The 24,311-nt window shown below is 62.5% G+C and carries 29 protein-coding genes; 15 read left to right on the plus strand and 14 right to left on the minus strand.

What is annotated here, in order from left to right; all coding sequences use genetic code 11:
• The first annotated feature begins 16 nt into the window (after positions 1 to 16).
• The 3 genes from ATE48_RS01955 to rsmA are packed head-to-tail and all read left to right on the plus strand — an operon-like array spanning position 17 to position 3,094.
• Complete coding sequence (locus ATE48_RS01955; RefSeq protein WP_066767305.1) at positions 17 to 1,252, plus strand: peptidylprolyl isomerase; 1,236 nt, start codon at positions 17 to 19, stop codon at positions 1,250 to 1,252.
• A gap of 4 nt (positions 1,253 to 1,256) precedes the next feature.
• Positions 1,257 to 2,264, plus strand: coding sequence for a 4-hydroxythreonine-4-phosphate dehydrogenase PdxA (pdxA, locus tag ATE48_RS01960; protein ID WP_066767307.1), 1,008 nt, complete (start codon positions 1,257 to 1,259; stop codon positions 2,262 to 2,264).
• Complete coding sequence (gene rsmA, locus ATE48_RS01965) at positions 2,261 to 3,094, plus strand: 16S rRNA (adenine(1518)-N(6)/adenine(1519)-N(6))-dimethyltransferase RsmA (protein WP_066767309.1); 834 nt, start codon at positions 2,261 to 2,263, stop codon at positions 3,092 to 3,094. The genes pdxA and rsmA overlap by 4 nt, the downstream gene beginning before the upstream one ends.
• Here rsmA and ATE48_RS01970 read toward each other — a convergent pair.
• The 5 genes from ATE48_RS01970 to ATE48_RS01990 all read right to left on the minus strand — a co-directional run bounded on the left by ATE48_RS01970 (position 3,078) and on the right by ATE48_RS01990 (position 6,702).
• Positions 3,078 to 3,749, minus strand: coding sequence for a YceI family protein (locus ATE48_RS01970; protein WP_066767311.1), 672 nt, complete (start codon positions 3,747 to 3,749; stop codon positions 3,078 to 3,080). The two genes, rsmA and ATE48_RS01970, sit on opposite strands and share 17 nt — an antisense overlap.
• 113 nt (positions 3,750 to 3,862) lie before the next feature.
• Complete coding sequence (locus ATE48_RS01975; RefSeq protein WP_066767312.1) at positions 3,863 to 4,714, minus strand: type 1 glutamine amidotransferase domain-containing protein; 852 nt, start codon at positions 4,712 to 4,714, stop codon at positions 3,863 to 3,865.
• A 3-nt stretch (positions 4,715 to 4,717) separates the two neighbouring features.
• Positions 4,718 to 4,999, minus strand: coding sequence for a hypothetical protein (locus ATE48_RS01980; RefSeq protein ID WP_156767556.1), 282 nt, complete (start codon positions 4,997 to 4,999; stop codon positions 4,718 to 4,720).
• 190 nt (positions 5,000 to 5,189) lie between these two features.
• The gene (gene gmk / locus ATE48_RS01985) at positions 5,190 to 5,828 is read right to left on the minus strand and encodes a guanylate kinase (protein WP_066767315.1); all 639 of its coding nucleotides are present in this window, start codon (positions 5,826 to 5,828) and stop codon (positions 5,190 to 5,192) included.
• Entirely contained in the window at positions 5,818 to 6,702 is an 885-nt protein-coding gene (locus ATE48_RS01990; RefSeq protein ID WP_066767317.1) for a YicC/YloC family endoribonuclease, read from the minus strand. Before ATE48_RS01990 ends, gmk begins: the two co-directional genes overlap by 11 nt.
• A gap of 94 nt (positions 6,703 to 6,796) precedes the next feature.
• On the opposite strand from ATE48_RS01990, the gene ATE48_RS01995 reads away from it, so the two are divergent.
• Complete coding sequence (locus ATE48_RS01995) at positions 6,797 to 7,123, plus strand: hypothetical protein (RefSeq protein WP_066767319.1); 327 nt, start codon at positions 6,797 to 6,799, stop codon at positions 7,121 to 7,123.
• 54 nt (positions 7,124 to 7,177) lie between these two features.
• On the opposite strand, the gene mltG is transcribed toward ATE48_RS01995, so the two are convergent.
• The 7 genes from mltG to ATE48_RS02030 form a co-directional block, all read right to left on the minus strand.
• Positions 7,178 to 8,242 carry an endolytic transglycosylase MltG gene (gene mltG, locus ATE48_RS02000; RefSeq protein WP_066767321.1) on the minus strand — a complete coding sequence of 355 codons (1,065 nt, stop codon included), beginning with the start codon at positions 8,240 to 8,242 and terminating at the stop codon, positions 7,178 to 7,180.
• Positions 8,242 to 9,522 (minus strand): beta-ketoacyl-ACP synthase II, encoded by a 1,281-nt coding sequence (gene fabF / locus ATE48_RS02005; RefSeq protein ID WP_066767322.1) that lies wholly within the window; start codon positions 9,520 to 9,522, stop codon positions 8,242 to 8,244. The genes mltG and fabF overlap by 1 nt, the downstream gene beginning before the upstream one ends.
• A gap of 15 nt (positions 9,523 to 9,537) precedes the next feature.
• The gene (locus tag ATE48_RS02010; RefSeq protein WP_066767324.1) at positions 9,538 to 9,774 is read right to left on the minus strand and encodes an acyl carrier protein; all 237 of its coding nucleotides are present in this window, start codon (positions 9,772 to 9,774) and stop codon (positions 9,538 to 9,540) included.
• Between the two features lie 133 nt (positions 9,775 to 9,907).
• A complete protein-coding gene (gene fabG / locus ATE48_RS02015; RefSeq protein ID WP_066774502.1) occupies positions 9,908 to 10,648 on the minus strand; it encodes a 3-oxoacyl-[acyl-carrier-protein] reductase in 741 nt (246 codons plus the stop codon).
• A gap of 23 nt (positions 10,649 to 10,671) precedes the next feature.
• The gene (locus ATE48_RS02020) at positions 10,672 to 11,190 is read right to left on the minus strand and encodes a DUF1697 domain-containing protein (protein ID WP_066767325.1); all 519 of its coding nucleotides are present in this window, start codon (positions 11,188 to 11,190) and stop codon (positions 10,672 to 10,674) included.
• Entirely contained in the window at positions 11,190 to 12,131 is a 942-nt protein-coding gene (gene fabD, locus ATE48_RS02025) for an ACP S-malonyltransferase (protein ID WP_066767327.1), read from the minus strand. Before fabD ends, ATE48_RS02020 begins: the two co-directional genes overlap by 1 nt.
• Positions 12,132 to 12,176: 45 nt before the next feature.
• Positions 12,177 to 12,620: an energy transducer TonB gene (locus ATE48_RS02030; protein WP_066767329.1), complete on the minus strand. Its 444-nt coding sequence runs from the start codon at positions 12,618 to 12,620 to the stop codon at positions 12,177 to 12,179.
• A 193-nt stretch (positions 12,621 to 12,813) separates the two neighbouring features.
• Between ATE48_RS02030 and rpsF the strand changes: the two genes are divergently transcribed.
• From rpsF to ATE48_RS02065, 7 genes are all read left to right on the plus strand, one after another.
• Positions 12,814 to 13,221 carry a 30S ribosomal protein S6 gene (gene rpsF / locus ATE48_RS02035; RefSeq protein WP_066767331.1) on the plus strand — a complete coding sequence of 136 codons (408 nt, stop codon included), beginning with the start codon at positions 12,814 to 12,816 and terminating at the stop codon, positions 13,219 to 13,221.
• A 2-nt stretch (positions 13,222 to 13,223) separates the two neighbouring features.
• Positions 13,224 to 13,502, plus strand: coding sequence for a 30S ribosomal protein S18 (gene rpsR / locus ATE48_RS02040; RefSeq protein ID WP_066767332.1), 279 nt, complete (start codon positions 13,224 to 13,226; stop codon positions 13,500 to 13,502).
• 13 nt (positions 13,503 to 13,515) lie between these two features.
• Complete coding sequence (rplI, locus tag ATE48_RS02045) at positions 13,516 to 14,091, plus strand: 50S ribosomal protein L9 (protein WP_066767334.1); 576 nt, start codon at positions 13,516 to 13,518, stop codon at positions 14,089 to 14,091.
• 160 nt (positions 14,092 to 14,251) lie between these two features.
• Positions 14,252 to 15,757 carry a replicative DNA helicase gene (locus tag ATE48_RS02050; RefSeq protein ID WP_228126742.1) on the plus strand — a complete coding sequence of 502 codons (1,506 nt, stop codon included), beginning with the start codon at positions 14,252 to 14,254 and terminating at the stop codon, positions 15,755 to 15,757.
• Positions 15,693 to 16,811, plus strand: coding sequence for an alanine racemase (gene alr / locus ATE48_RS02055; RefSeq protein WP_156767557.1), 1,119 nt, complete (start codon positions 15,693 to 15,695; stop codon positions 16,809 to 16,811). The genes ATE48_RS02050 and alr overlap by 65 nt, the downstream gene beginning before the upstream one ends.
• Positions 16,811 to 17,581 (plus strand): MlaE family ABC transporter permease, encoded by a 771-nt coding sequence (locus tag ATE48_RS02060; protein WP_066774506.1) that lies wholly within the window; start codon positions 16,811 to 16,813, stop codon positions 17,579 to 17,581. Before alr ends, ATE48_RS02060 begins: the two co-directional genes overlap by 1 nt.
• Before the next feature lie 2 nt (positions 17,582 to 17,583).
• Positions 17,584 to 18,345, plus strand: a complete 762-nt coding sequence (locus ATE48_RS02065; RefSeq protein WP_066767336.1) for an ABC transporter ATP-binding protein — start codon at positions 17,584 to 17,586, stop codon at positions 18,343 to 18,345.
• A 13-nt stretch (positions 18,346 to 18,358) separates the two neighbouring features.
• On the opposite strand, the gene ATE48_RS02070 is transcribed toward ATE48_RS02065, so the two are convergent.
• Positions 18,359 to 18,838: a glutathione peroxidase gene (locus ATE48_RS02070; protein ID WP_066767339.1), complete on the minus strand. Its 480-nt coding sequence runs from the start codon at positions 18,836 to 18,838 to the stop codon at positions 18,359 to 18,361.
• Positions 18,839 to 18,950: 112 nt separating this feature from the next.
• Between ATE48_RS02070 and radA the strand changes: the two genes are divergently transcribed.
• The gene (gene radA / locus ATE48_RS02075; RefSeq protein ID WP_066767341.1) at positions 18,951 to 20,330 is read left to right on the plus strand and encodes a DNA repair protein RadA; all 1,380 of its coding nucleotides are present in this window, start codon (positions 18,951 to 18,953) and stop codon (positions 20,328 to 20,330) included.
• A gap of 45 nt (positions 20,331 to 20,375) precedes the next feature.
• Here the strand turns inward: radA and ATE48_RS02080 are convergent, their stop codons facing one another.
• Positions 20,376 to 21,287 (minus strand): MBL fold metallo-hydrolase, encoded by a 912-nt coding sequence (locus tag ATE48_RS02080; RefSeq protein WP_156767558.1) that lies wholly within the window; start codon positions 21,285 to 21,287, stop codon positions 20,376 to 20,378.
• A 168-nt stretch (positions 21,288 to 21,455) separates the two neighbouring features.
• On the opposite strand from ATE48_RS02080, the gene ATE48_RS02085 reads away from it, so the two are divergent.
• Genes ATE48_RS02085 through ATE48_RS02095 form a run of 3 tightly spaced genes read left to right on the plus strand, consistent with a single transcriptional unit; the run spans position 21,456 to position 24,302 of the window.
• Positions 21,456 to 22,052, plus strand: coding sequence for a CvpA family protein (locus ATE48_RS02085; protein ID WP_066767344.1), 597 nt, complete (start codon positions 21,456 to 21,458; stop codon positions 22,050 to 22,052).
• A 7-nt stretch (positions 22,053 to 22,059) separates the two neighbouring features.
• Positions 22,060 to 23,586: an amidophosphoribosyltransferase gene (gene purF / locus ATE48_RS02090; protein ID WP_066767346.1), complete on the plus strand. Its 1,527-nt coding sequence runs from the start codon at positions 22,060 to 22,062 to the stop codon at positions 23,584 to 23,586.
• A complete protein-coding gene (locus tag ATE48_RS02095) occupies positions 23,583 to 24,302 on the plus strand; it encodes an SDR family NAD(P)-dependent oxidoreductase (protein WP_066767347.1) in 720 nt (239 codons plus the stop codon). Before purF ends, ATE48_RS02095 begins: the two co-directional genes overlap by 4 nt.
• Positions 24,303 to 24,311: the final 9 nt, after the last annotated feature.

A 24,311-nucleotide genomic window follows, 5' to 3' on the forward strand; every position in this document is an offset into this window, starting at 1 on the left:
CGGAGCAGGACGGATTATGAATTTGAAGCACGTAACGGCTGCCGCCGCGCTCGCAGTGGCGATGCTAGGCCTCGCCGCACCAGTGAACGCGCAAAACGCCGAAGGCGTTGCCGCGGTCGTGAACGACAAGGTGATCTCAACCTTCGACGTACGCCAACGCGCGACCATGTTGCTGTTGTTCGCTAACTTGCAGCCGACGCCGGAAATGCTTGAGCGTGCACGCGCCCAGGCGCTTCGTGACCTCGTTGATGAGCAATTGCAGCTCGAAGAGGCCGCGCGCTACGAAGTGACCGTCTCAGGCGACACGATTGACCGCCGGATGACGGAAATGGCGACCCGCGCCGAGACGACGCTCGATGGCCTGACCTCCAATCTCGCCCGCGCCGGCGTCTCCGTCGGCACGCTGCGCACGCAGATCCGCGCCGAAATCGCTTGGCAGCGTCTTATCTCCGGCATGTATGGATCGCGCGTCCGCATTTCCGCCAACGACATTGAAGAGACGCAGCAGCGCATCGCCGCCAACGCGCGCCGTCCCCAATACGAGATGTCCGAAATCTTTCTACCCGCGGACACGCCGCAGGAATTCAACGAAATGGAACAGGGCGCGATGCGTCTGCTTGAGCAGATGCAACAGCGCGCACCGTTCCCGCTCGTTGCGCGTCAGTTCTCGCAGTCACCGTCAGCAGCAGCGGGCGGCGATCTCGGCTGGATCAGCGCCAACGAGCTCGCGCCGGAACTGCGCGCTGTTGCTGAGCGTCTCCAACCTGGCCAGGTATCGCTGCCGGTTCGCACCTCGACCGGCGTCTATCTCATCGCCATGCGCAACCGCCGCGAAGGCATTCCGGATGGTGCAGCATCGATCGTCTCACTGCGCCAAATCTCGGCGCCCGCGTCACGCTCAAATTCACTCGATCGACTCCGCCGGCGTGCGGCCGGTTGCGGCGATCTGGAAGACGACATTCGCGGCATCCAGGGCGCTTCGATTCTCGATCTCGGCCAAACCGTTGAAGCCGACCTTTCGCCGGATATTCGCAGCCGCCTGCAGGGCGTCGCCGTTGGCGGCGGCTCGACCGTCGTGACGAGTGGAGACCAGGCCAATATCGTCATGCTGTGCTCGCGTGAGACTGGCGGCAGCGCCATTCCGGATCGTCAGCAGATCGAAGACCGCCTGCGCGAAGCCGAACTCTCGATGCTCGCCGAACGCTATCTCCGCAATCTGCGGCGCGAAGCGACCATCATCACGCGTCAGTAATGACATGAAGCCGCTCGCCGTTTCGATGGGCGATCCCGCGGGGATCGGCCTCGAACTCGCCGCGCGCGTCTGGGCGGAGCGCCAAGGCGCCCCGCCCTTTTTCTTTGTCGGCGATCCAGATGCGCTATCGCGCGCGAGCGCGCGCCTTGGGCTGGCGGCGCCGAAGTTCCATGTGATCTCCGATCCGGCAAAGCTCGGCGCAGACGCCGGTACGTTCAATGTGCTGCACGTGCCGCTGGCGATGGAAGAAACACCGGGCGAGCCCGATCCGGTCAATGCTGACGCCACCATCGGCGCGATTGAACAAGCGACTGCAGCGGCGCGCGCTGGTCACGCGTGCGGCGTGGTCACACTGCCAATCGCAAAATCGGTGCTGCACACCGCTGACTTCGGCTTTCCGGGCCATACCGAATTCATCGCTCACCTCACCAAGGATGATGCCTGGCCGCAGGCGCGCGGACCGGTGATGATGCTCGCTGGGCCGACGCTGAAAGTAGCGCTTGCAACCATCCACACGCCGCTCGCGCAAGTACCAGCCTCGCTCACACGCGCACGCGTCATCGACGTCGGGCGCATCGTCGGCGAAGCGTTGAGGCGCGACTTCGGCATCGTTGCGCCGCGCATTGGCGTCTGTGGGCTCAATCCGCATGCGGGCGAAGACGGACACATCGGTCGCGAAGAGATCGACATCATTAATCCCGCCATCGCCTCCCTGCGCGCCGAGGGCTGGGCCATCGCCGACGCGAAATCGGCTGACGCACTCTTTCATGATGCAGCACGCGCAACCTACGATGCGGTGATCGCGCTCTATCACGATCAGGGTCTCATCCCGATCAAGACGTTGCACTTCTGGGACGCCGTGAACGTCACGCTCGGTTTGCCGATCGTCCGCACATCGCCCGATCACGGCACCGGCTTCGACATCGCGGGCCAAGGCAAGGCGCGCGCCGACAGCTTCCGCGCGGCGCTGGCGATGGCATGGTCGATGGCTGAACAACGCGCCCGCGCATGAACGCCGACGAACTCCCGACGCTTCGCGATGAACTTGAGGCGCATGGCCTATGGGCCAACAAAGGTTTGGGTCAGCACTTCCTGCTCGATCTCAACATCACCCGCCGCATTGCGCGCAGCGCCGGGGCGATCGCGGGCAAACCAGTCCTCGAAATTGGCCCCGGCCCCGGCGGGCTAACGCGCGCTTTGCTCGAAGCAGGCGCTGATCCGCTCATCGTCATTGAAAAGGATCCGCGCTTTGTGCCGATGCTCGAGCCGCTGAGCGAATGGAGCGGCGGCAAACTGCAGATCGTGCAAGGCGATGCGCTTCAGGTCGACGAAGCCGCGTTGGTTGATGGCCAGCGCGCCTCGGTTGTGTCGAACCTGCCGTACAATGTTGGCACCCCGCTGCTGGTGAAGTGGCTGAAGGCTGGGCCGTGGCGCGGAGACATGACGCTGATGTTCCAGAAGGAAGTCGCGCAACGCATCGTCGCCAAGCCCGGTAGCGATGCCTACGGGCGTCTCGCGGTTCTCGCGCAGGCGCGCTGCGAGGCGCGGCTTGAGTTTACGGTGCCGGCGCGCGCGTTCACGCCGCCGCCGAAGATCGCCTCGGCCATCGTGCGCTTGACGGATCGCGCCGACCCCTACCCGCACCTTGATGCGTTGGAGCGCATTACTGCTGCAGCATTCGGTCAGCGCCGGAAGATGCTGCGCGCTGCTTTACGCTCGCTGTTGCCGGAGCCTGAACCGCTCTTGCACGCGGCGGATATTGCCCCAACCGCGCGCGCCGAGGAGATCGATCAAGCAGGCTTTCGGCGCTTGGCCGATGCATGGCTTACGGCGAAGGCGTAACGGGCGGCGCGCTCCAGGCCGGACCGCTGAACTCGGTCTCGATGATAACCTCAACTGCGTCGCTGACGCCCAAGTTCGTGCCCTCGGGCGGGATGCCGTAGGCCATGCCGAAATCGGAGCGATTGAACGTGCCGTGCGCGGAAAGGCCAATCCGCGCGTTCGGATCGAGCTGCATGCCAGCGTAACCGCCATTGAAGCGCGCCTCCAGCGTCACCGGATGGGTTATCCCATGCAAGGTGAGCTCGCCCGTGATCTGCGCCGTGTTGGCGCCGGTGCGTTCGATGCTGGTGGAGCGGAAGTTGATCTCCCCAAACGCGGCGGCGTTCAGAAATTCAGCGCCACGCATCACGTCGATGAAGCCGGCCGGCGGATTGTCGCTCGCGATCGAACGCGGATCGATTGTGACGTTGATGCTGGAATTTTCCGGCGACGTCACATCGAGGTTGAGGTCTGCATCCCATGTCTCGAACCGCGCAGTGAACTGCGAATAGCCCATGTGGCTGAGCCGCACGATGAGGCTCGAATGCGCCTTGTCCAAGCTGTAAGCGCCAGATGGCGCCGTGTGCTCCACGGCGGGTTCCGGCGCCTCCGGAGGCGCCGTCGGCGCGCCGCACGCGGTGAGGACCAGAGCTAGAACGAAAAGTGAGTGACGCATAATTATGCTCCTGTCCCACAAGGACGTAGCGCCCGGCGCACGACCGACATCTGCCCGCAAGAAAACGTAGCGCTCATCCCGATGGCGTCGAGCATGGGAATGTTGCGCGCACGTCAGAGCATGTCCGCGAATGCGTGCGCGAAGGCGTGGGCGTCGCCGGGCCAGCGTGCCGAAACGTAGGCGCCGTCACGCACGACGAAGCCTGAGCTAAGATCCGCGTCGCTATCGCGCACAGTGCCGGAGGTGCGGGGCTTAATGTGCGGATCGTCAGTCGGGACGTCCTGGAAATCGTCGGGTTTCGCGAGCGCCCGCGTAACCTCCTGCTCGACCGACATAAAGCCGGCGGTTTTGCCCGGCGGGTCGCGATAGGTGCGATAATAGTGCCGATCCCAGAACCGCGTGACACCAGCAATGGCTTGGGCGGCGCCTTCAAGCTTCCAGGTCAGCGCCGTTGTCTTTCGCCCATACAGAACCGAGCGATTTGTATGGGGATCGACGCTCCGGGCCAACACCACGACGCCATGACAAATTGCACCGACGGGCATGTTTTGTGCGAACGCCTCAACGGCGATTTCCTGCAGAACCGGGCTCTCCAAATACTCGCGCATGCCGCGTGCGCGATGGCCACCGGGAAACAACACAGCATCAAACTGAACGGCGTCCAACGCTTCCCACTTCAGTGGCGATTGAAACGCTTCGCTCTGTCGCATCGCAGCGTACGCTGCGCGCGCATCAGCGTTGGCGCGCAGCACGCCCCCGACCAAGATCAGCTTCCGCAGCAAAGGCAGAAAGCCCCAAACGTCGAGCCCCTCGCCCGTCAGCATGAGCTCATCCGCGGCGCCAGCGGCGCCATCGGGCGTTGCGAACACAACTTCATGACCGCGCGCCGTCAGGACATGCCACGGTATGGCCGTTTCGGTAGGATCGAAATCACAACGCGGAATGGGCATCAGAACGCGCGCCATCGGTCACATCATGCCCAGGAACAGCACAGCGTACTTGATCAACAAAATCCAAATAGCCGCGACCGCGCCAAACTGGACCCAACGAGTGGGCCAGATCCAGGCCGCGACGATGGGTATGTAAAAAATCACGGCCTCTAGCGAGACCAACGACTGAAACTGCGCAACGGTCATGTTGATGAGGAAGCCAACGACGAGATAGCTCGCGGCAAGCGGCAGGAATTTGCGCCGGTTCTCGTAGTGATAGGCGCGCAGATCGACATCATCGAGCTTGCCCTCCGGCGCCACCACCCACGCGAAAAGATAAATCGCAATCGCAGCAGCTAGCCACAGTAAGATGTAGCCGAGCGACCAAACCGGCGTGGTTGAGGCCCTTGGCGACCAACATCCGGGCCATGCCGGTCAGCACATGCGCGAGCGCTAACGACACTACCAAGGACAGCAGGACGCTAACGAACTCGAACGTCGTCATGTTGGGTCAGATGCCCTTCCTCAACCGCTCGACGTGCAGCTGCAGCCACATCTGACGGTGGCGCTTCAAGCGCTCAGCAGCCAGTATTTGCTTGATCTGCGCCAAAGTCTGCTCAAGCAGTGCGTTGACCAGCACGTAGTCGTATTCTTCCCAGTGCGAGATCTCATCGAGTGAGCGCGCCATCCGCTTGTTGATGACCTCTTCGGTATCTTCCGCGCGCGTGTGCAGGCGCCGTTCAAGTTCGGCCATCGACGGCGGCAAGATGAAGATGCCGACGACATCCTCCGGTGCGGCGGCGCGGAGTGCGCGAGCACCCTGCCAGTCCACGTCGAACAGAACGTCACGCCCTTGGATCAGCAACGCTTCGACCGGCGCGCGTGGCGTGCCGTAATGATTGCCGAACACCATGGCGTGCTCGAGAAATTCGCCGCGATCGGCCATTTGCTCGAACTCTTCGCGCTCCATGAACTTGTATTCGCGTCCGTCGATTTCGTTTCCGCGCCGCGCCCGCGTCGTCGCCGACACCGAGAGCGCCATGTTGGAATCGTCCTCGATCAGCTTGCGCGCCAAAGTCGATTTACCGGCGCCGGAAGGGCTCGACAGAGCAAACATGAGGCCGCGCCGCGCGACATGCTCATTCAACATTGGCGGCTTGCTCCTTGATCTGATCGACCACGGTTTTGAGATCGAGCCCGATGCGCGTCAGCTCCAAATCGGAAGACTTGGAGCACAGCGTATTGGCCTCACGCGTCAGTTCCTGGCTCAAGAAATCGAGCCTGCGGCCCGCGGGCTCCGGTTTGGTGATGAGGCTCCGCAGCTCGGCCGCATGCGCGCTCAGCCGTTCCAGCTCTTCTTGCACGTCAGCGCGCGTTGCCGCGATCGCCGCTTCTTGCGCCAAACGCTGGGGATCAATCTTCAATTCGGGCGCCAACGATTCCAGCCGCTGGCGGATCCGCTCGAGCGCTGCCGTCGGCGCGGCGGCGGCGCAAGTGCGTGCGGCGCCAATCCCAGTATCGAGTTTATCAGCTGCTTCAGAGAAGATCGCAGCAAGCGAGCGTCCTTCGGCCTGACGCGCCTGCGCCAAGCCATCAAGCGCAGCTTCAAAGCCCGCTATGAGAGCCGCCTCTAATGCCGCGCGCTCCTCATCCGCCTGCACCGCCCCCTCTTCGCTCTGCACGACGCCGCGCACAGCCAGGATGCCGTCCCAGCGAGGCTTTGCGGCGCGGCCTTTGAACTGTTCGCCCGCGGCGATGAGACGTTCGGCCAGCGCGAGATCGATCTTCATTGGCGGCGCGGCAGCTGGGTCCCGCGCCAGCGACAGCGACGCTTGGATAGATCCGCGCTTGAACTTCGCGTTGGTCGCCGCCCGCGCAACCGGCTCGATCGCGTCGAACCCCGGCGGCGTGCGCAGCTTCAGATCGAGCCCGCGGCCGTTGACGCTCTTCAGCTCCCAGATCCAGCGCTGGCCGACATGGTCGCCCTCCGTCCGCGCAAAACCTGTCATTCCAGAAATGGTCATGGGCTCTTTTCGCGTATTTGTGCGCCAAGTGTCACGCGGGCTTTATGCGACTCGCGGACAAGGGGGGCAGTTTTAGCACGCGGAGTTGCCAAAAATGACGCTCGCGACCGCAAGTGAAACAAACTCGCGCGCCCCCGCCCGCCTGGCGCGCGCCGCAAATCTCACACTTGGAATCGAGACGCTGACACTGGCCGCGACCATTGCGCTGTGCTGCGCTTTCTTCACTGCGGGCGGCTTGGAAGTCCTTCTCATCGGCGCTGGCGGCGCACTATTCGGCGCTCAAAACGCAGATCGCGACCGGCGGCTGGAGAGCTTTTTCTCCGGCGCTTTTGCTGGATTGTTTGTCGGGGCGTTCTTTGCGGCTTTCTTTCACGATGGGTTGGCCTTCGCCATGAAGACGCTTGCGCTGACTATCTCTTAGCCCTGGCCGGAACCAATCGCGCCCAACTCACGCCCCCTACGGGAGGCGTTTTTGTTACCGGCCGGCACGCTCGGCCGCGAGGCGCTGCGCCTCGATTTCGCGCCAGCGCACAACGTTTGCTTGGTGCTCAGCCAGCGTCGATGCGAAGACGTGTCCGCCGGTGCCGTCGGCCACGAAGAAGAGCGCATTCGATTCCGCCGGGTGCGCCGCCGCTTCGAGTGCAGCACGACCGGGATTGGCGATTGGCGTCGGCGGCAAGCCGTCGATCCGATAGGTGTTATACCCGGTGTTCATATCGATTTCGCTTTGGCGAATGGTGCGGCGATTACCTTGCGCATCCACCAGACGGCCGTCACGGCAACGATCGGGATGGCGCAAGCAGACGCCGTAAATGATGGTCGGATCCGTCTCCAGCCGCATCGGGCGGCGAAGACGATTGACGAACACCGCCGCAACCAGAGGCCGCTCGGATGCGATGCCTGTTTCGCGCTCAACGATTGCGGCCAGATTGACGAGGTCTTTCGGCGTCGCAAGCGGCAGGTTCGGCGCCCGGCCCGCCCAAATTTCTGTCACAGCTTGATCGTGCGCCTCACGCATTTGCTGGAGCAGCGCCGCACGGGTCATGCCGCGCGCCACGTGATACGTGTCCGGCAGAATTGAGCCTTCGGGCGGCGCCTCGGGCATATCGCCAACGAGCACGTCGCTCTCTTCGATAATGCGCATGACTGCAGCGATGGTGATGCCTTCGGGGAAGGTGATTGCGTGCTGGAGCGCATCACCGCTCGTCATCAGCTGCACAATCTGTTGTGTCGAGGCGTTGGCGGGGATCTCGTACTCGCCTGCCTGCAGCGTCGCGCCGCCTTGAAGGCGCGTGGCGATGCGGAAGATCAGCGCATCGCTGATGAAACCTTCAGCTTCGAGCTTCTCAGCGATGCCCGCACCTGACGCGCCGCGCTCAACAACGAACGTGCGAGCTTCAGCAAACGGACCAGGTCGCGCGATCGCGCTTGTGAAATAGAAAAATGCGAACAGTGCAGCGGCACCAGCGAGCACCGCGATCCAGAACAGGAAAGAGAAAAGTCCGCCGCCGCTTGACCGGCGCGCCGCTGCTCTAGCCATCAGTCCACCGCGGTAAGGATCACAGCGGCATTCGTGCCGCCGAACCCGAACGAATTCGACATCGCTGCCTTCACCGCCTTTTTCTTGGCGGTGTTGGGCGTCAAATCTATGGCGGTCTCAACCGACGGATTTTCAAGATTTAATGTCGGCGGGATCATGCCGTCGCGGATCGCGAGCGCACAGAAAATCGCCTCAACGGCGCCCGCCGCGCCGAGCAAATGCCCGATCGCGGATTTGGTCGATGAAACCGAAAGCTCCGCCGCCGAATTGCCGAACAGGCGCTCAATCGCCTTCAGTTCGATCTCATCACCAAGCGGCGTCGAGGTGCCGTGGGTGTTGAGATAGTCGATCTCGCCGGGGGTCATGCCGGCATTCTTCAGCGCAGCAGACATCGCGCGAAAGCCGCCGTCGCCATCATCAGCTGGCGCCGTGATGTGATAGGCGTCGCCTGACAGGCCATAGCCCTTCACTTCGGCGTAAATCTTCGCACCACGCGCCTTGGCGTGCTCGTACTCTTCAAGAATAACGCAGCCTGCGCCTTCGCCCATGACGAAGCCGTCGCGGTCCTTATCGTATGGACGCGAGGCCTTCTCCGGCGTGTCATTGTAGCCGGTCGACATCGCGCGCAGAGCGCAAAAGCCGGCCATAGCCAGACGACCGACCGTCGCCTCAGCGCCGCCGGCGAGCATCACGTCAGCATCGCCGTATTGGATGAGGCGCGAGGCATCGCCGATCGCGTGCGCGCCAGTTGCACAGGCGGTGACGACGGCGTGATTAGGACCACGGAAGCCATGGCGGATCGAAACTTGGCCCGACGCCAAGTTGATCAACGAGCTTGGAATGAAGAACGGCGAAATCTTACGCGGCCCATCACGCTCCAATTGGATCGCGGTGTTGCCGATGGCCTCGATGCCGCCGATCCCCGAACCGATCAAAACGCCGGTGCGGTTCTTGTCCTCGTCGCTTTCAGGCTTCCAGCCGCTATCGGCCACGGCTTCGTCGGCCGCTGCAATCGCGTAGAGAATGAAATCTTCAATGCGGCGCTGTTCTTTGGCCGACATCACCTTGTCAGGATCGAAAGCGTGCGGATCATCCGCGCCGCCACCGCGTCCATCGACGCGCGGCACAACGCAAGCGATCCGGCACGGAAGGTCTTCGACCTTCACGTGCTCGACCTTGTTTGCGCCAGATTTTCCCGCGAGCAGGCGCTCCCACGTCGCTGGCGCATTCGCAGCCAGCGGCGTGATGAGACCAATGCCTGTGATGACGACGCGCCGCATCAGCGCGACAGGGCCTTAGCCCTGCTTCTCCGAGATGAACTTCACGGCGTCGCCGACGGTCTGAATGTGCTCAGCCGCGTCGTCCGGAATTTCGATGCCGAACTCTTCTTCGAACGCCATGACCAGCTCGACGTTATCCAAGCTGTCCGCGCCCAGATCGTCGATGAAGGAGGCCTTGTCGGTCACCTTCTCCGGCGGGGCTTCGAGATGCTTGATCACGATCGCCTTAACGCGCTCAAAAACTTCCGACATGCACGCCTCGCCAGTACTTAGAAATGGGCTGAAAAATTCGTCACGTCCCTCAAGGACGCTTGTGAGCGGCCTTTTGACCACACGCGGCCCCCGGTGCAAGCGTTTTTCACTGCCGGGGGTGCAGGGCGGCCCCTCAGATCATGGCCATGCCGCCGTTCACATGCAACGTCTGACCCGTCATGTAGCCGGCTTCTTCACTGGCCAGATAGACCGCGGCCGCTGCTACATCAGAACCTTCGCCAAGACGGCCGGAGGGAATTTTCGTCAATAGCGCGGCTTTTTGAGTGTCGTTCAGCACGTCTGTCATCGGCGATGCAATAAAGCCAGGGGCGATGCAATTGGCCGTCACGTTGCGGCTCGCGACTTCGGCGGCGAGCGCCTTGGTGAAACCGATCATGCCGGCTTTCGAAGCCGCATAATTCGCCTGTCCGGGGTTTCCGGTGACGCCTACAACCGAAGTGATGCCGATGATCCGGCCCCAACGATTCTTCATCATGTTCTTCAGCGCCGCGCGCGAGAGGCGGAAATAGCCCTCGAGATTGATCTTCAGAACATTCTGAAAATCATCGTCCTTCATGCGCAGCAGTAGCCCATCTTTGGTGATGCCGGCATTGGCGACGAGGATATCGAGCCGCCCGCCAAGCGCTTGCTCAGCCTGGCCCACAAGCGCATCGACGGCCGCCGTATCCGAGAGATTGCACGGGGTGATGACGTGATCGCCGCCGAGTTCGGCTTTGACCTTCTCAAGCGCTTCGACACGCGTGCCTGATAGCGCAACGCGCGCGCCCTGCGAGGCCAACGCTTTGACAATCGCTCCGCCAATGCCACCCGAAGCGCCCGTCACGAGCGCGGTTTTTCCGCTGAGATTGAACATCATACCCTCTTTCGCCGTGCGGCTTATTCTCCCTGGAGTGCGGCGGCAAGTTTGGTCGCCGTATTCCAGTTTCGCGCCGTGCCTAGCTTTGGCATTTTGAGCTTCGAGACGCCCTGACCGCTTGGAAACTTGATGTAGAGGCAGCCCTCACCCTGCTTCCACTCCTCGCCCGTGAGCGCGCTCTTCGCCATCGCGTCCAGCTCGGCCTTCGAAGCCGGCGCGCGCATGAAGTTCACGACCATGAACGAAGCGCTGGTCTTCGTGAACGCCTTGAAGGGATTGCCCGCGAGGACTGTTTCCAGTTCGCTGAGGTTGCGCACGAACACCTCAGTCTTCAAGCCAAGGCCATCCAAGATCATGGCTTCTAGCTTTGCCTCAAGCTTTGCGCCGGTGAGCTTGGAATTGAGCACCAAATTGCCGCTGGCAAGCAATGTGCGCACTTGTGTAAACCCCGCTGCCTCGCAGAGTTCACGCAGTTCGGACATGATGACCTTGCGATTGCCGAGATTGACACCGCGCAGCATCGCAGCTTGCAGCGGCATCAGATCGTCTTCGCGAAGGCTTCCAGTTCAGCGGGCTCGTTCAACGCAACGGCCTGCGCATCGCGTGCATTGCGCTTGACCATGCCGCTGAGCTGCTTGCCGGCGCCGACTTCGACAAAGCGCTCGATGGCGCCTTCGGTCGACATCCACTCGATGCTTTCGCGCCAACGCACGCGGCCGGTGACCTGTTCAACCAAAAGCTTGCGCACCGTTGCAGGCTCGTTGACCGGGCGCGCCGTAACGTTCGCGACCACCGGCACAATCAGCGGCGCGATCGTCGCTGCGGCCAGCGCTTCAGCCATGACGTCTGCCGCAGGCTGCATCAAAGGCGAGTGAAATGGCGCGGAAACATTGAGTTTGATAGCGCGCGCGCCCTTTTCAGCAGCGTAAGCCAAAGCTGCATCGATGCCGGTTTTCGAGCCGGAAATCACGACGTTGCCGACATTGTTGTCGTTGGCGACGACCACGACCCCGCCGCTTTCGCCGGCTTTGGCGATCTCTTCTGCCAACGCGACATCAACCTTGCCGATCAACGCCGCCATCGCGCCTTCCCCGACCGGCACGGCCGCCTGCATGGCGTTGCCGCGGGTGCGCAGCAGCCTCGCGGCATCAGCAACACTGAGCGCGCCGCTCGCTGCCAGCGCCGAATATTCTCCCAGCGAGTGCCCCGCCACGAACGCCGCTTTCGCAACACCGACGCCGAATTCGCGCTCCAACGCCCGCATCGCCGCCATGCTCACCGCCATCAAAGCGGGTTGGGCGTTCGCGGTCAAAGTAAGCTGATCCTCAGGCCCATTGAAGATGAGGCCGGACAGACTTTCCCCGAGCGCATCATCCACTTCCTGAAACACCTCACGGCTGGCGCCGAAAGCGTCGAAGAGACCCTTGCCCATGCCGGGCGCTTGGCTTCCCTGTCCGGGAAATATGAAGGCTGTGCTCATGGGCGCGGCGTAGAACAAGGCCGCCGCAGCGGCAAGCTTAGGCTCTCAGGCGATGACCCAGCGGATGGTACGGCGCAGACGCCCGCCCGCCGTTGGGGTACCGTCGCTTGTCTCCGGCGCGATACGGAACGCGCGCGATATCTGAAGCGAAGCCGATCCAAAGCCGTAGCCCGGGGGATCTTCCGACACGACCGTGCAATCAAGCCGGCCTTCGTCGACCACAACGCAATCTAGCGTCGCCCGCCCGCCAACGTTCTCCTGCATCGCACGAACCGGGAAGAGTCTCGCAAAGTCCCCAGCGGTGGGCTGCTGGGTCCACCTCAAACCGATCACCAGCGTTCCAGGCGGTGGCGGCGGCGCGGCAGGCGGATCGACGGCGACACCTGGGGGCGGCAACGAAACAGCGGGCGGATCGGCAGCGGCGTTTAGGGTCAAAAACGCTGAAAGGAGGGCTATTAACCCGAGTTGAGCCCACACCAGTCGCAGCATCGATGTCTCCCGTTCCGGCGCCGATATTACCGCTCATCCAGGCCCCCGCCAGCCTTGCCATCCACAGACCCTTGCCGTATAGCCCCCGCCTTCGCGATCCGCGGCCCCGGAGGCATCCGCCATCCGGGGTCCATCGTTTTGGCCGGTCTTCCGCTGGTCAGGGCGCCGCGGGTTCTAACGGAAGAGGAAAAGTATGGCTTTCTACGAGCACGTGTTCATCGCACGTCCCGAGATCTCGCCCCAGCAAGTCGACACGCTGGTCGAAGAACTCACCACCAAGATCAAAGAGTTGGGCGGCAACACCACGAAGACCGAGTACTGGGGTCTGCGTAACCTCACCTACCGCATCAAGAAAAACCGCAAGGGCCACTACGCGCTCATCAACATCGACGCTCCCGCGCCGGTGGTGCACGAGTTCGAGCGTCTGCTCCGCATCAACGAAGACGTGATGCGCTTCAAGACGATCCGCGTTGAAGCTCTCGACGAAGAACCCTCACCGATCCTGGCGCGTCGCGATCGCGACGAACGCCGCCGTTCACGCCGCGAAGGCGGACGTGATGGCGAAGAAGGTCTCGGTGATTTTGACGGCGGCGAGGAATAATCATGGCCCAGAAAATTCAAAAGGGCGCCCCGAAGTTCAACATCTCGAACATTCCGGCCCGTCGCCCGTTTGGTCGCCGGCGTAAGGTTTGCCCGTTCTCGGGCAGCGCCTCGCCGAAGATCGATTACAAGGACGTAAAGCTGCTCCAACGCTACATCAGCGAAAAGGGCAAGATCGTCCCGGCGCGCATCACCGCCGTTTCCGCCAAAAAGCAACGCGAACTCGCGAAAGCCATCAAGCTGGCCCGTGAACTCGCTCTGCTGCCGTTCGCCGTTCAATAAGGAGGCCAGCACCATGCATGTCATCCTGCTTGAACGCGTCGAGAACCTCGGCACCATCGGCGACGAAGTGAAGGTGCGCGACGGCTACGCGCGCAACTTCCTGTTGCCGAACAAGAAGGCGCTCCGCGCCAACGACGCAAACCGCAAGGTTTTCGAAGCCCGCCGCGCCGAACTCGAAGCCCGCAACGCTGAATCGAAAGCGACGGCGGAAAAGGCCTCGAGCAAAATCGACGGCACGTCTTACATCCTCATCCGCTCGGCGGGTGAAGGTGGTCAGCTTTACGGCTCAGTCTCTTCGCGCGACATCGCCGATGAGATCGTCAAGGCTGGCGCGAAAATCGATCGCAACTCGGTCGTTCTCGACAAGCCAATCAAGTCCATAGGCGTTTACGATGTCCGCGTGCGTCTGCACGCTGATGTCTCCGCGACGGTGAAGGTCAACGTTGCGCGTTCGGCTGATGAAGCCGAGCGTCAAGCGAAGGGCGAAAACGTTATCGCTTCGGCTGTTGAAGCCGATCGCGCCGACGAAGCCGCGCAAGCCAAGGAATTGGCTGCGAACGCCTTCGTGGACACCTCACCGCGCGACTAACGCCGGCGACAAAGACACTGGAACGAGGCCCGTTCGTCGCGAGATGAGCGGGCCTTTTCTTTTTGCGCGGCGCCATCGTTTCGATTCTGACTCGCCTCGACGCGTCAACAGTAAAGAGTCGTCACCGACTCATAGAAAACCAGCGTCAAGGTTTCGGCCTGTGAACGATTGCCACGCCGAATCGGCTCATCTTGTCGGCATGCCGAACCAGCCCGCTCTTCCCCTGGCGCAACCGGGCCAACAGCCCGCCCCGCGCAGCGCGCCTCACAACCTCGAGGCCGAGCAAGCATTGCTGGGCGCGATCTTGTTCGACAACGAAACCATGAACCGGATCACCTCGCTGCTGAAAGAGCAGCACTTCTACGATCCTGTTCACGGCCGCATCTTCGCAACCTGCGCTGACATGATCGCGTCAGGTCAGCTCGCTGACGGTCTCACGCTCAAAGAGAAGTTCGCCAGAGACGGCGGCATCAAAGAGATCGGCGGCGCGCTCTATCTGATGAAGCTCTTGGAGAACGCTGCGCCGCTCTCCACCCACGCTCAATCTTACGCCGAGCTCATCTACGATCTGGCGCTGCGCCGCGCGCTCATACGCGTCGGCGGCGAGATCACTAGCCTGGCTGAGAACCCGCCTGACGATAAGGACGCGCGCGACATCATCGAAGAGGCGGAAAAAACGCTCTTCACGCTGGCGGAAGCGGGCACCGCAAACCGCGGCTTCCAAGATTTCAAAACCGCGCTCACCGCCTCCATCAACGTCGCGACCGCCGCCAAGAACCGTGGTTCGGACGTGTCCGGCATCGCCTCAGGCTTCCGCGATCTCGATCATCTGCTGGGCGGCCTTCACGGCTCCGACTTGATGATCCTCGCTGGCCGCCCCTCCATGGGCAAAACCGCTCTGGCGCTGAACATCGCCATGAACGTCGCGCGGCAAAAGCAAAAAGCAGTCGAAGCCGGCGAGGCCGAACATTACGGCGGCACAGTTGGCTTTTTTTCGCTCGAAATGTCCGGCGAACAGCTCGCTACCCGTATTCTTTCAGACTTCGCCGAGATCGAGTCCCACAAGATCCGTCAGGGTAAGATCACAACCGACGAGTACACGCGCCTCGCCGACAGTGCGATGATGCTGCAAACGCTGCCGCTCCACGTCGATGAAACCGGCGGCATCTCGATCGCGCATCTTCACAATCGCGCTCGGCGCCTGAAGCGTTCGCCCTCTGGCCTTGATTTCATCGTTGTAGACTACCTCCAGCTCGTCACGGCCTCCGGCAAAGTCGATGGCCGGGTCCAGGAAGTCAGCCAAATCACGCAGGGGCTAAAGGCGCTTGCCAAGGACTTGAACGTCCCGGTGCTCGCCCTTTCGCAGCTCTCGCGTCAGGTCGAATCCCGCGACGACAAGCGTCCGCAGCTCTCCGACCTTCGCGAATCCGGCTCGATCGAGCAGGACGCCGACATCGTCATGTTCGTCTACCGCGAAGAATATTACCTCAGCCGCGCCGAGCCCGAGCAGAACACTGAGGATTGGATCAAATGGCGCGCAAAACTTGATGGCGTCGCCAACCGCGCCGAACTAATCATCGGCAAGAACCGCCACGGCCCAATTGAAACGGTGCACCTCCATTTCAAAGGACAATTCACCCGCTTCTCCTCCCTCGCCCAAGGCTGAGCCGCCGCGGCTCGCGCGGCTGAAGGTCGATCACGCCGCCATCGTCGAGAACTGGAATTTCTTCCGGAAGCTCGCGCCGGGCGCTGCAGTCGCCGCGGTCGTCAAAGCAGATGGGTACGGATTGGGCGCTGTCGGCGCCGCGCGCGCTTTGGCGCAGGCGGGCGCGCGCGTGTTCTTTACGGCGACGACCCAAGAAGGCGCCAACGTGCGCCGTGCGCTGGGTGAAGGACCGCAAGTCTTCGTCCTCAACGGTCCGAGCAACGACATCGACACCATCGTCGCTAGCAAGCTCACGCCGGTCTTGAACTCACTCGCCCAGATCAAACTTTGGGACCACCGCGCACCCGCCGCCTTGCACATCGACACCGGCATGAACCGGCTTGGCATCGGCCCCGAAGAATTGCCGCACGCCATGAGCGCGCTGAAGGACACATCGATCGCTTTGGTGATGAGCCACCTCGCCTGCGGCTCCGACACCAAGCACGCCTTCAACACAACCCAGCTGCGCCGCTTCATTGACGCGTCAATGCTCTTCCCACGCGCGCCACTCTCTTTGGCCGCGACCGCAGGCGCGCTGATCGGCGCGGATTATCATTTCGATCTCATCCGTCCCGGCATTGGCCTTTACGGGTCCGGCGGACTCGACGCCGACAATCCGAAACTCGCCGCCACCGCAACGATCGAAGCACCGATCCTGCAAGTGCGCGATGCCGAGCCCGGCGAAACATTCGGCTACGGCGCTACCTTCACAGCAACGCAGAAAATGCGCACAGCCACCGTCGCCCTGGGCTACGCGGACGGCTACTTGCGAAGCTTGAGCGGACGCGGCTATGGCGTCTTGGGGGGCGCAAAACGCCCAATCTTAGGGCGTGTGTCGATGGACCTGATCATCCTTGATGTCACTGGCTGCGCCGAAGCACAGCCGGGAACGATGGTCGAATTCCTCGGCCCCAATGCGCCGCTCGACGATATCGCGGCGCTCGCGAACACCGCGCCTTACGAGGTGCTCACCACACTCGCCGGCACAGTTCGCAAGAGCGGAGTGCGCGCGTGATCAATCCATTCGCTCCAATCGGCCGCGGTATTCTCGATATGCTCGCCGCGATCGGCCGCTTCTCGGCCTTTTGTGGCCGCGCTGTCGCTGCTGCGGTTTCGCCGCCGTTCTTCTTCGGCCAATTTCTGCGCCAGTGCATGCAGGTCGGCTACTTTTCGCTGCCAGTTGTGGGCGTCACCGCCGTCTTCATCGGCGCCGCGCTTGCGCTCAACATTTATGTCGGCGGCGCGCGCTTTAACGCCGAGCAGTTCGTCCCGAACATCGTCGTACTCGGCATCACGCGCGAACTTGGCCCCGTGCTTGCGGGCCTGATGCTCGCGGGCCGCGTCAGCGCCGGCATCGCCGCTGAAATCGGCACTATGCGCGTCACAGAACAGATCGACGCGATGACGACGCTCTCGACCGATCCGTTTAAATATCTCATTGCACCCCGCCTGCTCGCCGCGACTGTTACATTGCCGCTGCTTGTGCTGGTCGCCGACATTATCGGCGTCATGGGCGGCTATCTCGTCGCGGTGAACAGCCTCGATTTCAACGGCGCCGCCTATCTGCGCAACACGTTCGAGTTCATGGAACCTCAAGATGTTGGCTTGGGTCTGGTGAAGGCGGCGGTCTTCGGCTTCATCATCGCCGCCGTCGGTTGCTACCAGGGCTTCCGTTCCAGCGGCGGCGCGCTCGGCGTGGGCCGCGCGACGACGAGCGCCGTGGTGGTCGCCATCGTTCTCATTCTCGCGACGAACTATCTCGTCACCGCTTTTTTCGTGGAGTGAGCATGACCGCAAAACTCCAACTCGTCGGCATCAAGAAAAAGCTGCGCGGGCGCCAAGTGCTCGACGGCGTCGATCTCGACGTGAACCAAGGCCGTTCGCTGGTCGTCATCGGTGGCTCGGGACAAGGCAAATCCGTGACGCTTAAGTGCGCGCTTGGACTGATGAGGCCGGACGCCGGTCAAGTGCTGGTCGACGGCGCCGACGTCACCAAGATGCCGGAAGAAATCCGCGCACGCGTAATGCGTAAGTTCGGCATGTTGTTTCAGGGCGGCGCGCTGTTCGACTCGCTGAGCGTCTGGGAAAACATCGCCTTTCGCCTGATCAACGCCGACAACATCGGCCGCAACGAGGCGCGCGAGCGGGCCATCGAAGCGATGCGCAAAGTGCGCCTCGGACCTGAATTCGCGGATGTGCGGCCAACCGAGCTCTCAGGCGGCATGCAAAAGCGCGCCGGCCTCGCACGCGCCATCATTGCAAAGCCGGACATCCTCTTCTTCGATGAACCGACCACCGGCCTCGATCCCATCACCGCCGACGCGATCAATGACCTCATCGTCGAAATGGTGAAGGAACTCGGCTGCGCCGCTGTCTCGATCACGCACGATATGCCGAGCGCGCGCAAAATCGCCGATGAGATCGCCATGCTGCACAATGGCAAGATCGTCTGGCGCGGCCCCACCGCTATGCTCGACACCAGCGGCAATCCGATGGTCGATCAATTCGTGGCCGGCCGCGCCGAGGGGCCGATTCAAGCGGTCGTCTAAAGCGCCAACGCGATCAGAGGTGGCGCTGGATTACTTTGTCGAGCGCTTCTGGCTTCACCGTCGGCGCGTAACGCGCCAGCACTTTGCCATCGCGGCCAATCAGAAACTTTGTGAAATTCCATTTGATCCCGCGACCGAGCAGGCCGCCGCCTTTGGCGCGCGTCAGGTGCTCGTAGAGCGGATGCGCCTTGGGGCCGTTGACGTCGATCTTGGCAAACATCGGGAACGTAACATCATACGTGAGAGAACAGAAATTCTTGATCTCATTCGCGTCGCCCGGCTCCTGCTTGCCGAATTGATTGCAAGGGAAACCCAACACCTCGACGCCCTGCGCCGCGTACTTGCGGTGCAATTCTTCGAGGCCTTTGTACTGATATGTGAAGCCGCATTGGCTCGCCGTATTTACGATGAGCAGCAGTTTGCCGCGATACTCTCCTAGCGAGCGCTCGTTTCCGTCGATGTCACGCGCGGTAAAATCGTAAATGCTGCTCATACATCCCCACTTGTCGTTATCGATGGCGTTGCTTGCGCCCCATTATGCCATGGCGCATGCGTTAGCAGAGCCCGGGCGCTAGTCTCAACAGGAAGGATTCGCTGGAGCCAGAATGGCCAAGTCAGATCACGTCTATACCTGCCAAGCATGCGGGGCGATTTGGGCCAAGTGGGCCGGCAAATGCGAAGCCTGCGGCGAGTGGAACACACTGGTTGAAGAAGCGGCGCGCGCGGTCGTCCCAGGCGCGTTCGCGGCGCCGGTCGCCGGCGCCAAGCGGGGCAAAGGGGTCGAATTCGTAGACCTTGCCGGCGTCGCCGATCCACCGCCCCGTATCGCCACCGGCATCTCCGAGTTCGATCGCGTCTGCGGCGGCGGCTTAGTGCCCGCCTCCGCTATTCTAATCGGCGGCGATCCGGGGGTCGGCAAATCGACTCTGCTCCTACAAGCTGCAGCGTCCTTGGCGCGTGGCGGCGCCTCGGTCGCGTACGTCACCGGCGAGGAAGCCGAAGCGCAAGTGCAAGAACGTGCCCGGCGCCTCAAAGCGGCAGACGCCAATGTCAGCCTCGCTGCCGAAACCGACCTCCGCAAAATCCTCGATGGACTGAAGGCGCTAAAGCCGGACGTCGTCATCGTCGACTCGATCCAGACGCTTTACGCCGATGGCGTCGAAGCAGCGCCAGGCACGGTCGCACAGGTGCGCGCGTGTGCGCATGAATTGGTGCGCTTTGCGAAGAAAAGCGGCGCCGTAGTGATCCTCGTCGGCCACGTCACCAAGGATGGTCAGATTGCCGGACCGCGTGTCGTCGAGCACCTCGTCGACGCCGTGATCTATTTCGAGGGTGAGCGCGGCTTGCCGTTCCGGATTCTGCGCGCCGTCAAAAACCGCTTCGGTCCCACAGACGAGATCGGCGTGTTCGAAATGGTCGAACAAGGCTTGGTGGAAACGCCGAACCCGTCGGCGCTCTTTCTTGGCGACGCCGGCGAGCGACCTTCAGGCGCGGCTGTGTTCGCCGGTGTCGAGGGCTCACGGCCGGTCCTGGTGGAAATCCAAGCATTGGCGGCGCCCACAGCGTACGGCACGCCGAGGCGCGCGGTAGTGGGCTGGGATTCTGCTCGCCTTGCAATGATACTCGCCGTTCTTGAAACGCGTTGCGGGCTCTCGTTCTCTGGCCGCGATGTCTATCTCTCAGTAGCGGGCGGTTTACGCATTACCGAGCCTGCCGCAGATCTCGCGGTCGCCGCCGCGCTCGTCTCAGCACTCGCGGACAAGGCGCTCCCCAAGCACTGCGTCGTGTTTGGCGAAGTCGCGTTGTCAGGCGAAGTGCGCCCTGCGGGACGTAGTGACCTTCGGCTGAAGGAAGCCGCCAAGCTCGGCTTCACCAACGCCTTCGCGCCGCCGCAAAAGAAAAACAGCGCCAGCGGCGGTGTGAAGCTTAAACAGATCGGCCACATCGCCGATCTCGCCGCCGCGATTGGCATAGAGCCAGAATGACTAGCTCGTCAGACAATCCGGACTCTTGCCGCCATTACGGCGCAATTAGTCGACGTAATATGTCGCCATCCCGGCGCCCTGCGGTTGGCCCGCATTGAGCGGCGCCATTGCCTCCGCCCACGCCCTCGCGCACGCGGACGCTTCTGCATCGCTCACGACGCAATCGATGAATGCGCCATAGGCGCTGCGCCACGCATCGAACCCAGCGCGCGTCATGGGCGCGCCGTGTCCGGGGATTACGGTCTGAAATGGCGTCGCCCAGACTTCATCCAACGCCTCCCGCCAACGCTGCGGACATGCCGTCTCGAAGAAGGGCGCAGGAAACGTCACGAGATCGCCAATCACGGCGGTGCGTGTGCGCCGATCGTAGAGCCAGACGTCCGCATCAGTCACAGCTCCGTTCGTGACGCGGACATCGAAACGGCGCCCGCCAATACGCATACGCTGTGAGCGATCAATCAAGACGTCCGGCCGCAGCACGTCGCTTGCGGCCATGGTGCTCAAAAAGATCTGAACCTCTTCGCGCTGCACCGGACTGATTTCGCCGCCCGCCAACATCGTGCGCGCGTCGTCCATATTTCGAACTAAAAAGCCACCCGGCGCGATCACACGATCAACCGCGCTGGTCGTATAGACACGCGCTTCAGGATACGCGGCCTTGAGGCGCCCATTGCCGCTCGAATGATCCAGATGCCAATGCGTGTTGACGATGCCCGCGATCGGCCGCCTCCGCTCACGTGCGTAGGCCAAGATCGCATCGCTGTGCCAAGCATGGCGGCCGGTGTCGACGACGACCGAGCCCTGTGGCGCATCGAAGATAACCGTATTGCCATCAGGCCCTCGCTCGGGCTCGAAGCCGCCTTGCTGCACATGCACACCAGGCGCAACCTCGCGAATAGGCGGAACGACGGGGCTTTGGCTCGCCAGTTGGGCGATCAGCAGCAGGGGCAACAGCATGTCGCGCACCCTCCGCTCATTCGGCGCACGAAACGCTCACAGGTTCGACCAGCCGTCACAACGCTGCGACTGCCCTCTAGCGGCGCGAGGCGCCTTCCCAAGGCCCTGTCAGCCGTTTAATCCAGTTCCCAGGGACGCGCCCAGAAACGGGGCAGCAGGGAGTGGCGGATGGATCTCGGCTTCACTTGGTTCGACTTCGCCGCCTTGGTCGTCCTCGGCTTGTCCGGGGTCATGGCGTTCGCCCGCGGTTTGATCCGCGAAATGTTCTCCGTCATCGCCTTCATCGGCGCGGCTGTAGCTGGCTACTTCTTTTCAGGGATCCTCGCTCCGATTGTGGAGAGCACCACCCCTCTTTCCGGATGGCTTGCAGCGGTTGCCGGTGGCCTGATCGTTTTCCTGGTGGTTTTCGTCGTGATCACCGTGGTGGTCTCTTCGGTGGCCAAACAAGCCCATCAATCAACGGAAATCGGCTCTTTTGACCGCGCTGCAGGCTTGGCGTTCGGCATCCTGCGCGGTGTTCTGGTCGTCTCGCTGCTCGTACTGGTGATCCGCGGCAATACGCCGGAACGTGAAACTCCAGCAAATCCTGCAGAAGACGCCATTCGCGGCGCGCGGACCTATCCTATATACGACAGCGTAGCCAATACGCTTGAGATCATCTTGCCACGGGCCGGCGCGCGCGCCCGTGATATTATCGAACGCAGAGAAGGCGAGTCGGCGCCAATACCGCCGGCAGAGCCAGAAACCCAGGCCCCACCCACCTGAGGACCACATGACCGCCGAGCGCCACTCCCTCCACTTTCAGTCGGCGCCCGGAGACCCGGTCGACAAATGGGAACACGACGATAAGCCCCGCGAAGAGTGCGGCGTGTTCGGCGTGTTCGGCTCAGAAGACGCATCCGTCCTGACAGCGCTCGGCCTCCACGGCCTGCAGCATCGCGGCCAAGAAGGCTGCGGCATCGTCAGCTATGACGGCGCTCAGTTCTATCACGAGCGCTACCTCGGCCTCGTTGGCGAGCACTTTGCGGGCGGCGACGTTCCCAAGCGCATGCCGGGTACATCGGCCATCGGCCACACCCGCTACGCCACCGCAGGCGGCACCATCCTCCGCAACGTCCAGCCGCTCTTCGCCGATCTCGCGTTGGGCGGCTTTGCAGTCGCGCACAACGGCAACCTCACCAACGCCGTCGATCTCCGCGACAGGCTCGTTCAGAACGGCTCGATCTTCCAATCGACCTCCGACACCGAGTGCATTCTGCAGCTGATCGCGAAGTCAAAGAAGCCGCGCGTTGTCGAGCGATTCGTTGAAGCCCTGCACGATATCGAAGGCGCCTACGCGCTCGTCGCGCTCACCGAGAACATGATGATCGGCGCGCGCGATCCGATCGGCATTCGTCCGCTCGTGCTCGGCGAAAGCGCCGGCGCCATGATCCTCGCATCCGAGACCTGCGCGCTCGACATGATCGGCGCCCGCTTCGTGCGTTCCATTGAGCCTGGCGAAATCGTCGTCATTACCCGCGCCAAGGACGGTAAGGTCACCGTCGACAGCCACTTCCCGTTCCCGCGCCGCAAAGCGCGCCCCTGCATTTTCGAGTTCGTTTATTTCTGCCGCCCGGACTCAGTCGTCGAAGGCCGTAGCGTCTACGAAATTCGTAAGCGCATGGGCCGCAGGCTCGCGCAAGAGACCGGCGTCGAAGCGGACGTCATCGTTCCTGTGCCTGACTCAGGCGTTCCCGCCGCGATGGGCTTTGCCGCCGAGAGTGGGGTCCCCTACGAGCTCGGCATCATCCGCAACCACTATGTCGGGCGCACCTTCATTCAGCCGAAGCAGGAAATCCGTGCGCTCGGCGTGCGCCTCAAGCACTCAGCCAATCGCGACGTGATCCGCGGCAAGCGCGTCGTCCTCGTCGACGACTCGATCGTGCGCGGCACCACGTCACGCAAGATCGTTCAGATGGTGCGCGAGGCTGGCGCCAAGGAAATCCACCTCCGCAGCGCCTCACCGCCCATCAAGCACCCTGACTTCTACGGCATCGACATGCCTGCGGTGTCCGAACTGATGGCGGCGCAAATGACGCTGGAGGAAATGCGCAAGTCACTTGAAGTCGACAGTCTCGGCTTTCTCTCTGTCGATGGACTTTACTCGGCGATGGGCGAAACCAAGCGCGATGCGCTCAACCCGCAATTCACCGACCACGCCTTCACCGGCGACTATCCGACCCCGCTGCTCGACTACAATAACGGCCGCACCGGCCGTGAATCGCAGCTGCCGCTGATCACCGAAAATGCCGCGGAATGAGCGGCGCCAATACCAAACGCCTCGCGCTCGTCACGGGCGCGTCGCGCGGCATTGGCCGCGCCGTAGCGCTGGAGCTGGCGCGGCAAAACTGGCGCGTGATCGCGGTCGCCCGTGCGCAGAAGGCGCTTGAAAAGCTCGACGACGACATCCGCGCGCTCGGCGGCGAAGCAACCCTGATCCCGCTTGACCTCCGCGACGGTTCGGCGATCGACCAACTTGCCGCGCCGCTCTTCGAACGCTTCGGCAAGCTCGATGGACTTGCCGCTTGCGCCGGTGCGCTAGGCTCGCTGACACCCGCGCATCAAGCGACGCCCGCGATCATCGACGAGACGATCCAAGTCAATTACCTCGCGAACCAGCGCCTTATTCGCGCGCTACATCCGCTACTGCGCGAGTCCGATGCCGGCCGAGCCGTCTTCCTGACATCCGGCGCCTCAAAAAACCCACGCGCCTATTGGGCGCCCTACGCAGCCTCGAAAGCCGCGCTCGACGCGCTCGTAATCTCGTGGGCAGCGGAAATCGGCAACATCACACCGATGCGCGCCAACCTCTTCAACCCGGGCCCGACGCGCACCTCTATGCGCGCCAAGGCTTTCCCCGGTGAAGATCCGATGACGCTGCCGGCGCCTGAAGAGGTCGCACCGTCGGTCGTTCAGATGCTGCAGCCCAGCTACAACGAGAACGGCGCCTGGGTTCAGTTCGAACGCGCCTCTTAAAGACGCCGT

This window comes from Candidatus Viadribacter manganicus (assembly GCF_001679665.1).
Lineage (GTDB): Bacteria > Pseudomonadota > Alphaproteobacteria > Caulobacterales > Aquidulcibacteraceae > Vitreimonas > Vitreimonas manganica.

Bases quoted from the DNA above. Each gene is read 5' to 3' on its own strand.
- ATE48_RS01955 (WP_066767305.1), top strand. From the start codon at position 17: ATGAATTTGAAGCACGTAACGGCTGCCGCCGCGCTCGCAGTGGCGATG.
- pdxA (WP_066767307.1), top strand. From the start codon at position 1,257: ATGAAGCCGCTCGCCGTTTCGATGGGCGATCCCGCGGGGATCGGCCTC.
- rsmA (WP_066767309.1), top strand. From the start codon at position 2,261: ATGAACGCCGACGAACTCCCGACGCTTCGCGATGAACTTGAGGCGCAT.
- ATE48_RS01970 (WP_066767311.1), bottom strand. From the start codon at position 3,749: ATGCGTCACTCACTTTTCGTTCTAGCTCTGGTCCTCACCGCGTGCGGC.
- ATE48_RS01975 (WP_066767312.1), bottom strand. From the start codon at position 4,714: ATGGCGCGCGTTCTGATGCCCATTCCGCGTTGTGATTTCGATCCTACC.
- gmk (WP_066767315.1), bottom strand. From the start codon at position 5,828: ATGTTGAATGAGCATGTCGCGCGGCGCGGCCTCATGTTTGCTCTGTCG.
- ATE48_RS01990 (WP_066767317.1), bottom strand. From the start codon at position 6,702: ATGACCATTTCTGGAATGACAGGTTTTGCGCGGACGGAGGGCGACCAT.
- ATE48_RS01995 (WP_066767319.1), top strand. From the start codon at position 6,797: ATGACGCTCGCGACCGCAAGTGAAACAAACTCGCGCGCCCCCGCCCGC.
- mltG (WP_066767321.1), bottom strand. From the start codon at position 8,242: ATGGCTAGAGCAGCGGCGCGCCGGTCAAGCGGCGGCGGACTTTTCTCT.
- fabF (WP_066767322.1), bottom strand. From the start codon at position 9,522: ATGCGGCGCGTCGTCATCACAGGCATTGGTCTCATCACGCCGCTGGCT.
- ATE48_RS02010 (WP_066767324.1), bottom strand. From the start codon at position 9,774: ATGTCGGAAGTTTTTGAGCGCGTTAAGGCGATCGTGATCAAGCATCTC.
- fabG (WP_066774502.1), bottom strand. From the start codon at position 10,648: ATGTTCAATCTCAGCGGAAAAACCGCGCTCGTGACGGGCGCTTCGGGT.
- ATE48_RS02020 (WP_066767325.1), bottom strand. From the start codon at position 11,190: ATGCCGCTGCAAGCTGCGATGCTGCGCGGTGTCAATCTCGGCAATCGC.
- fabD (WP_066767327.1), bottom strand. From the start codon at position 12,131: ATGAGCACAGCCTTCATATTTCCCGGACAGGGAAGCCAAGCGCCCGGC.
- ATE48_RS02030 (WP_066767329.1), bottom strand. From the start codon at position 12,620: ATGCTGCGACTGGTGTGGGCTCAACTCGGGTTAATAGCCCTCCTTTCA.
- rpsF (WP_066767331.1), top strand. From the start codon at position 12,814: ATGGCTTTCTACGAGCACGTGTTCATCGCACGTCCCGAGATCTCGCCC.
- rpsR (WP_066767332.1), top strand. From the start codon at position 13,224: ATGGCCCAGAAAATTCAAAAGGGCGCCCCGAAGTTCAACATCTCGAAC.
- rplI (WP_066767334.1), top strand. From the start codon at position 13,516: ATGCATGTCATCCTGCTTGAACGCGTCGAGAACCTCGGCACCATCGGC.
- ATE48_RS02065 (WP_066767336.1), top strand. From the start codon at position 17,584: ATGACCGCAAAACTCCAACTCGTCGGCATCAAGAAAAAGCTGCGCGGG.
- ATE48_RS02070 (WP_066767339.1), bottom strand. From the start codon at position 18,838: ATGAGCAGCATTTACGATTTTACCGCGCGTGACATCGACGGAAACGAG.
- radA (WP_066767341.1), top strand. From the start codon at position 18,951: ATGGCCAAGTCAGATCACGTCTATACCTGCCAAGCATGCGGGGCGATT.
- ATE48_RS02080 (WP_156767558.1), bottom strand. From the start codon at position 21,287: ATGCTGTTGCCCCTGCTGCTGATCGCCCAACTGGCGAGCCAAAGCCCC.
- ATE48_RS02085 (WP_066767344.1), top strand. From the start codon at position 21,456: ATGGATCTCGGCTTCACTTGGTTCGACTTCGCCGCCTTGGTCGTCCTC.
- purF (WP_066767346.1), top strand. From the start codon at position 22,060: ATGACCGCCGAGCGCCACTCCCTCCACTTTCAGTCGGCGCCCGGAGAC.
- ATE48_RS02095 (WP_066767347.1), top strand. From the start codon at position 23,583: ATGAGCGGCGCCAATACCAAACGCCTCGCGCTCGTCACGGGCGCGTCG.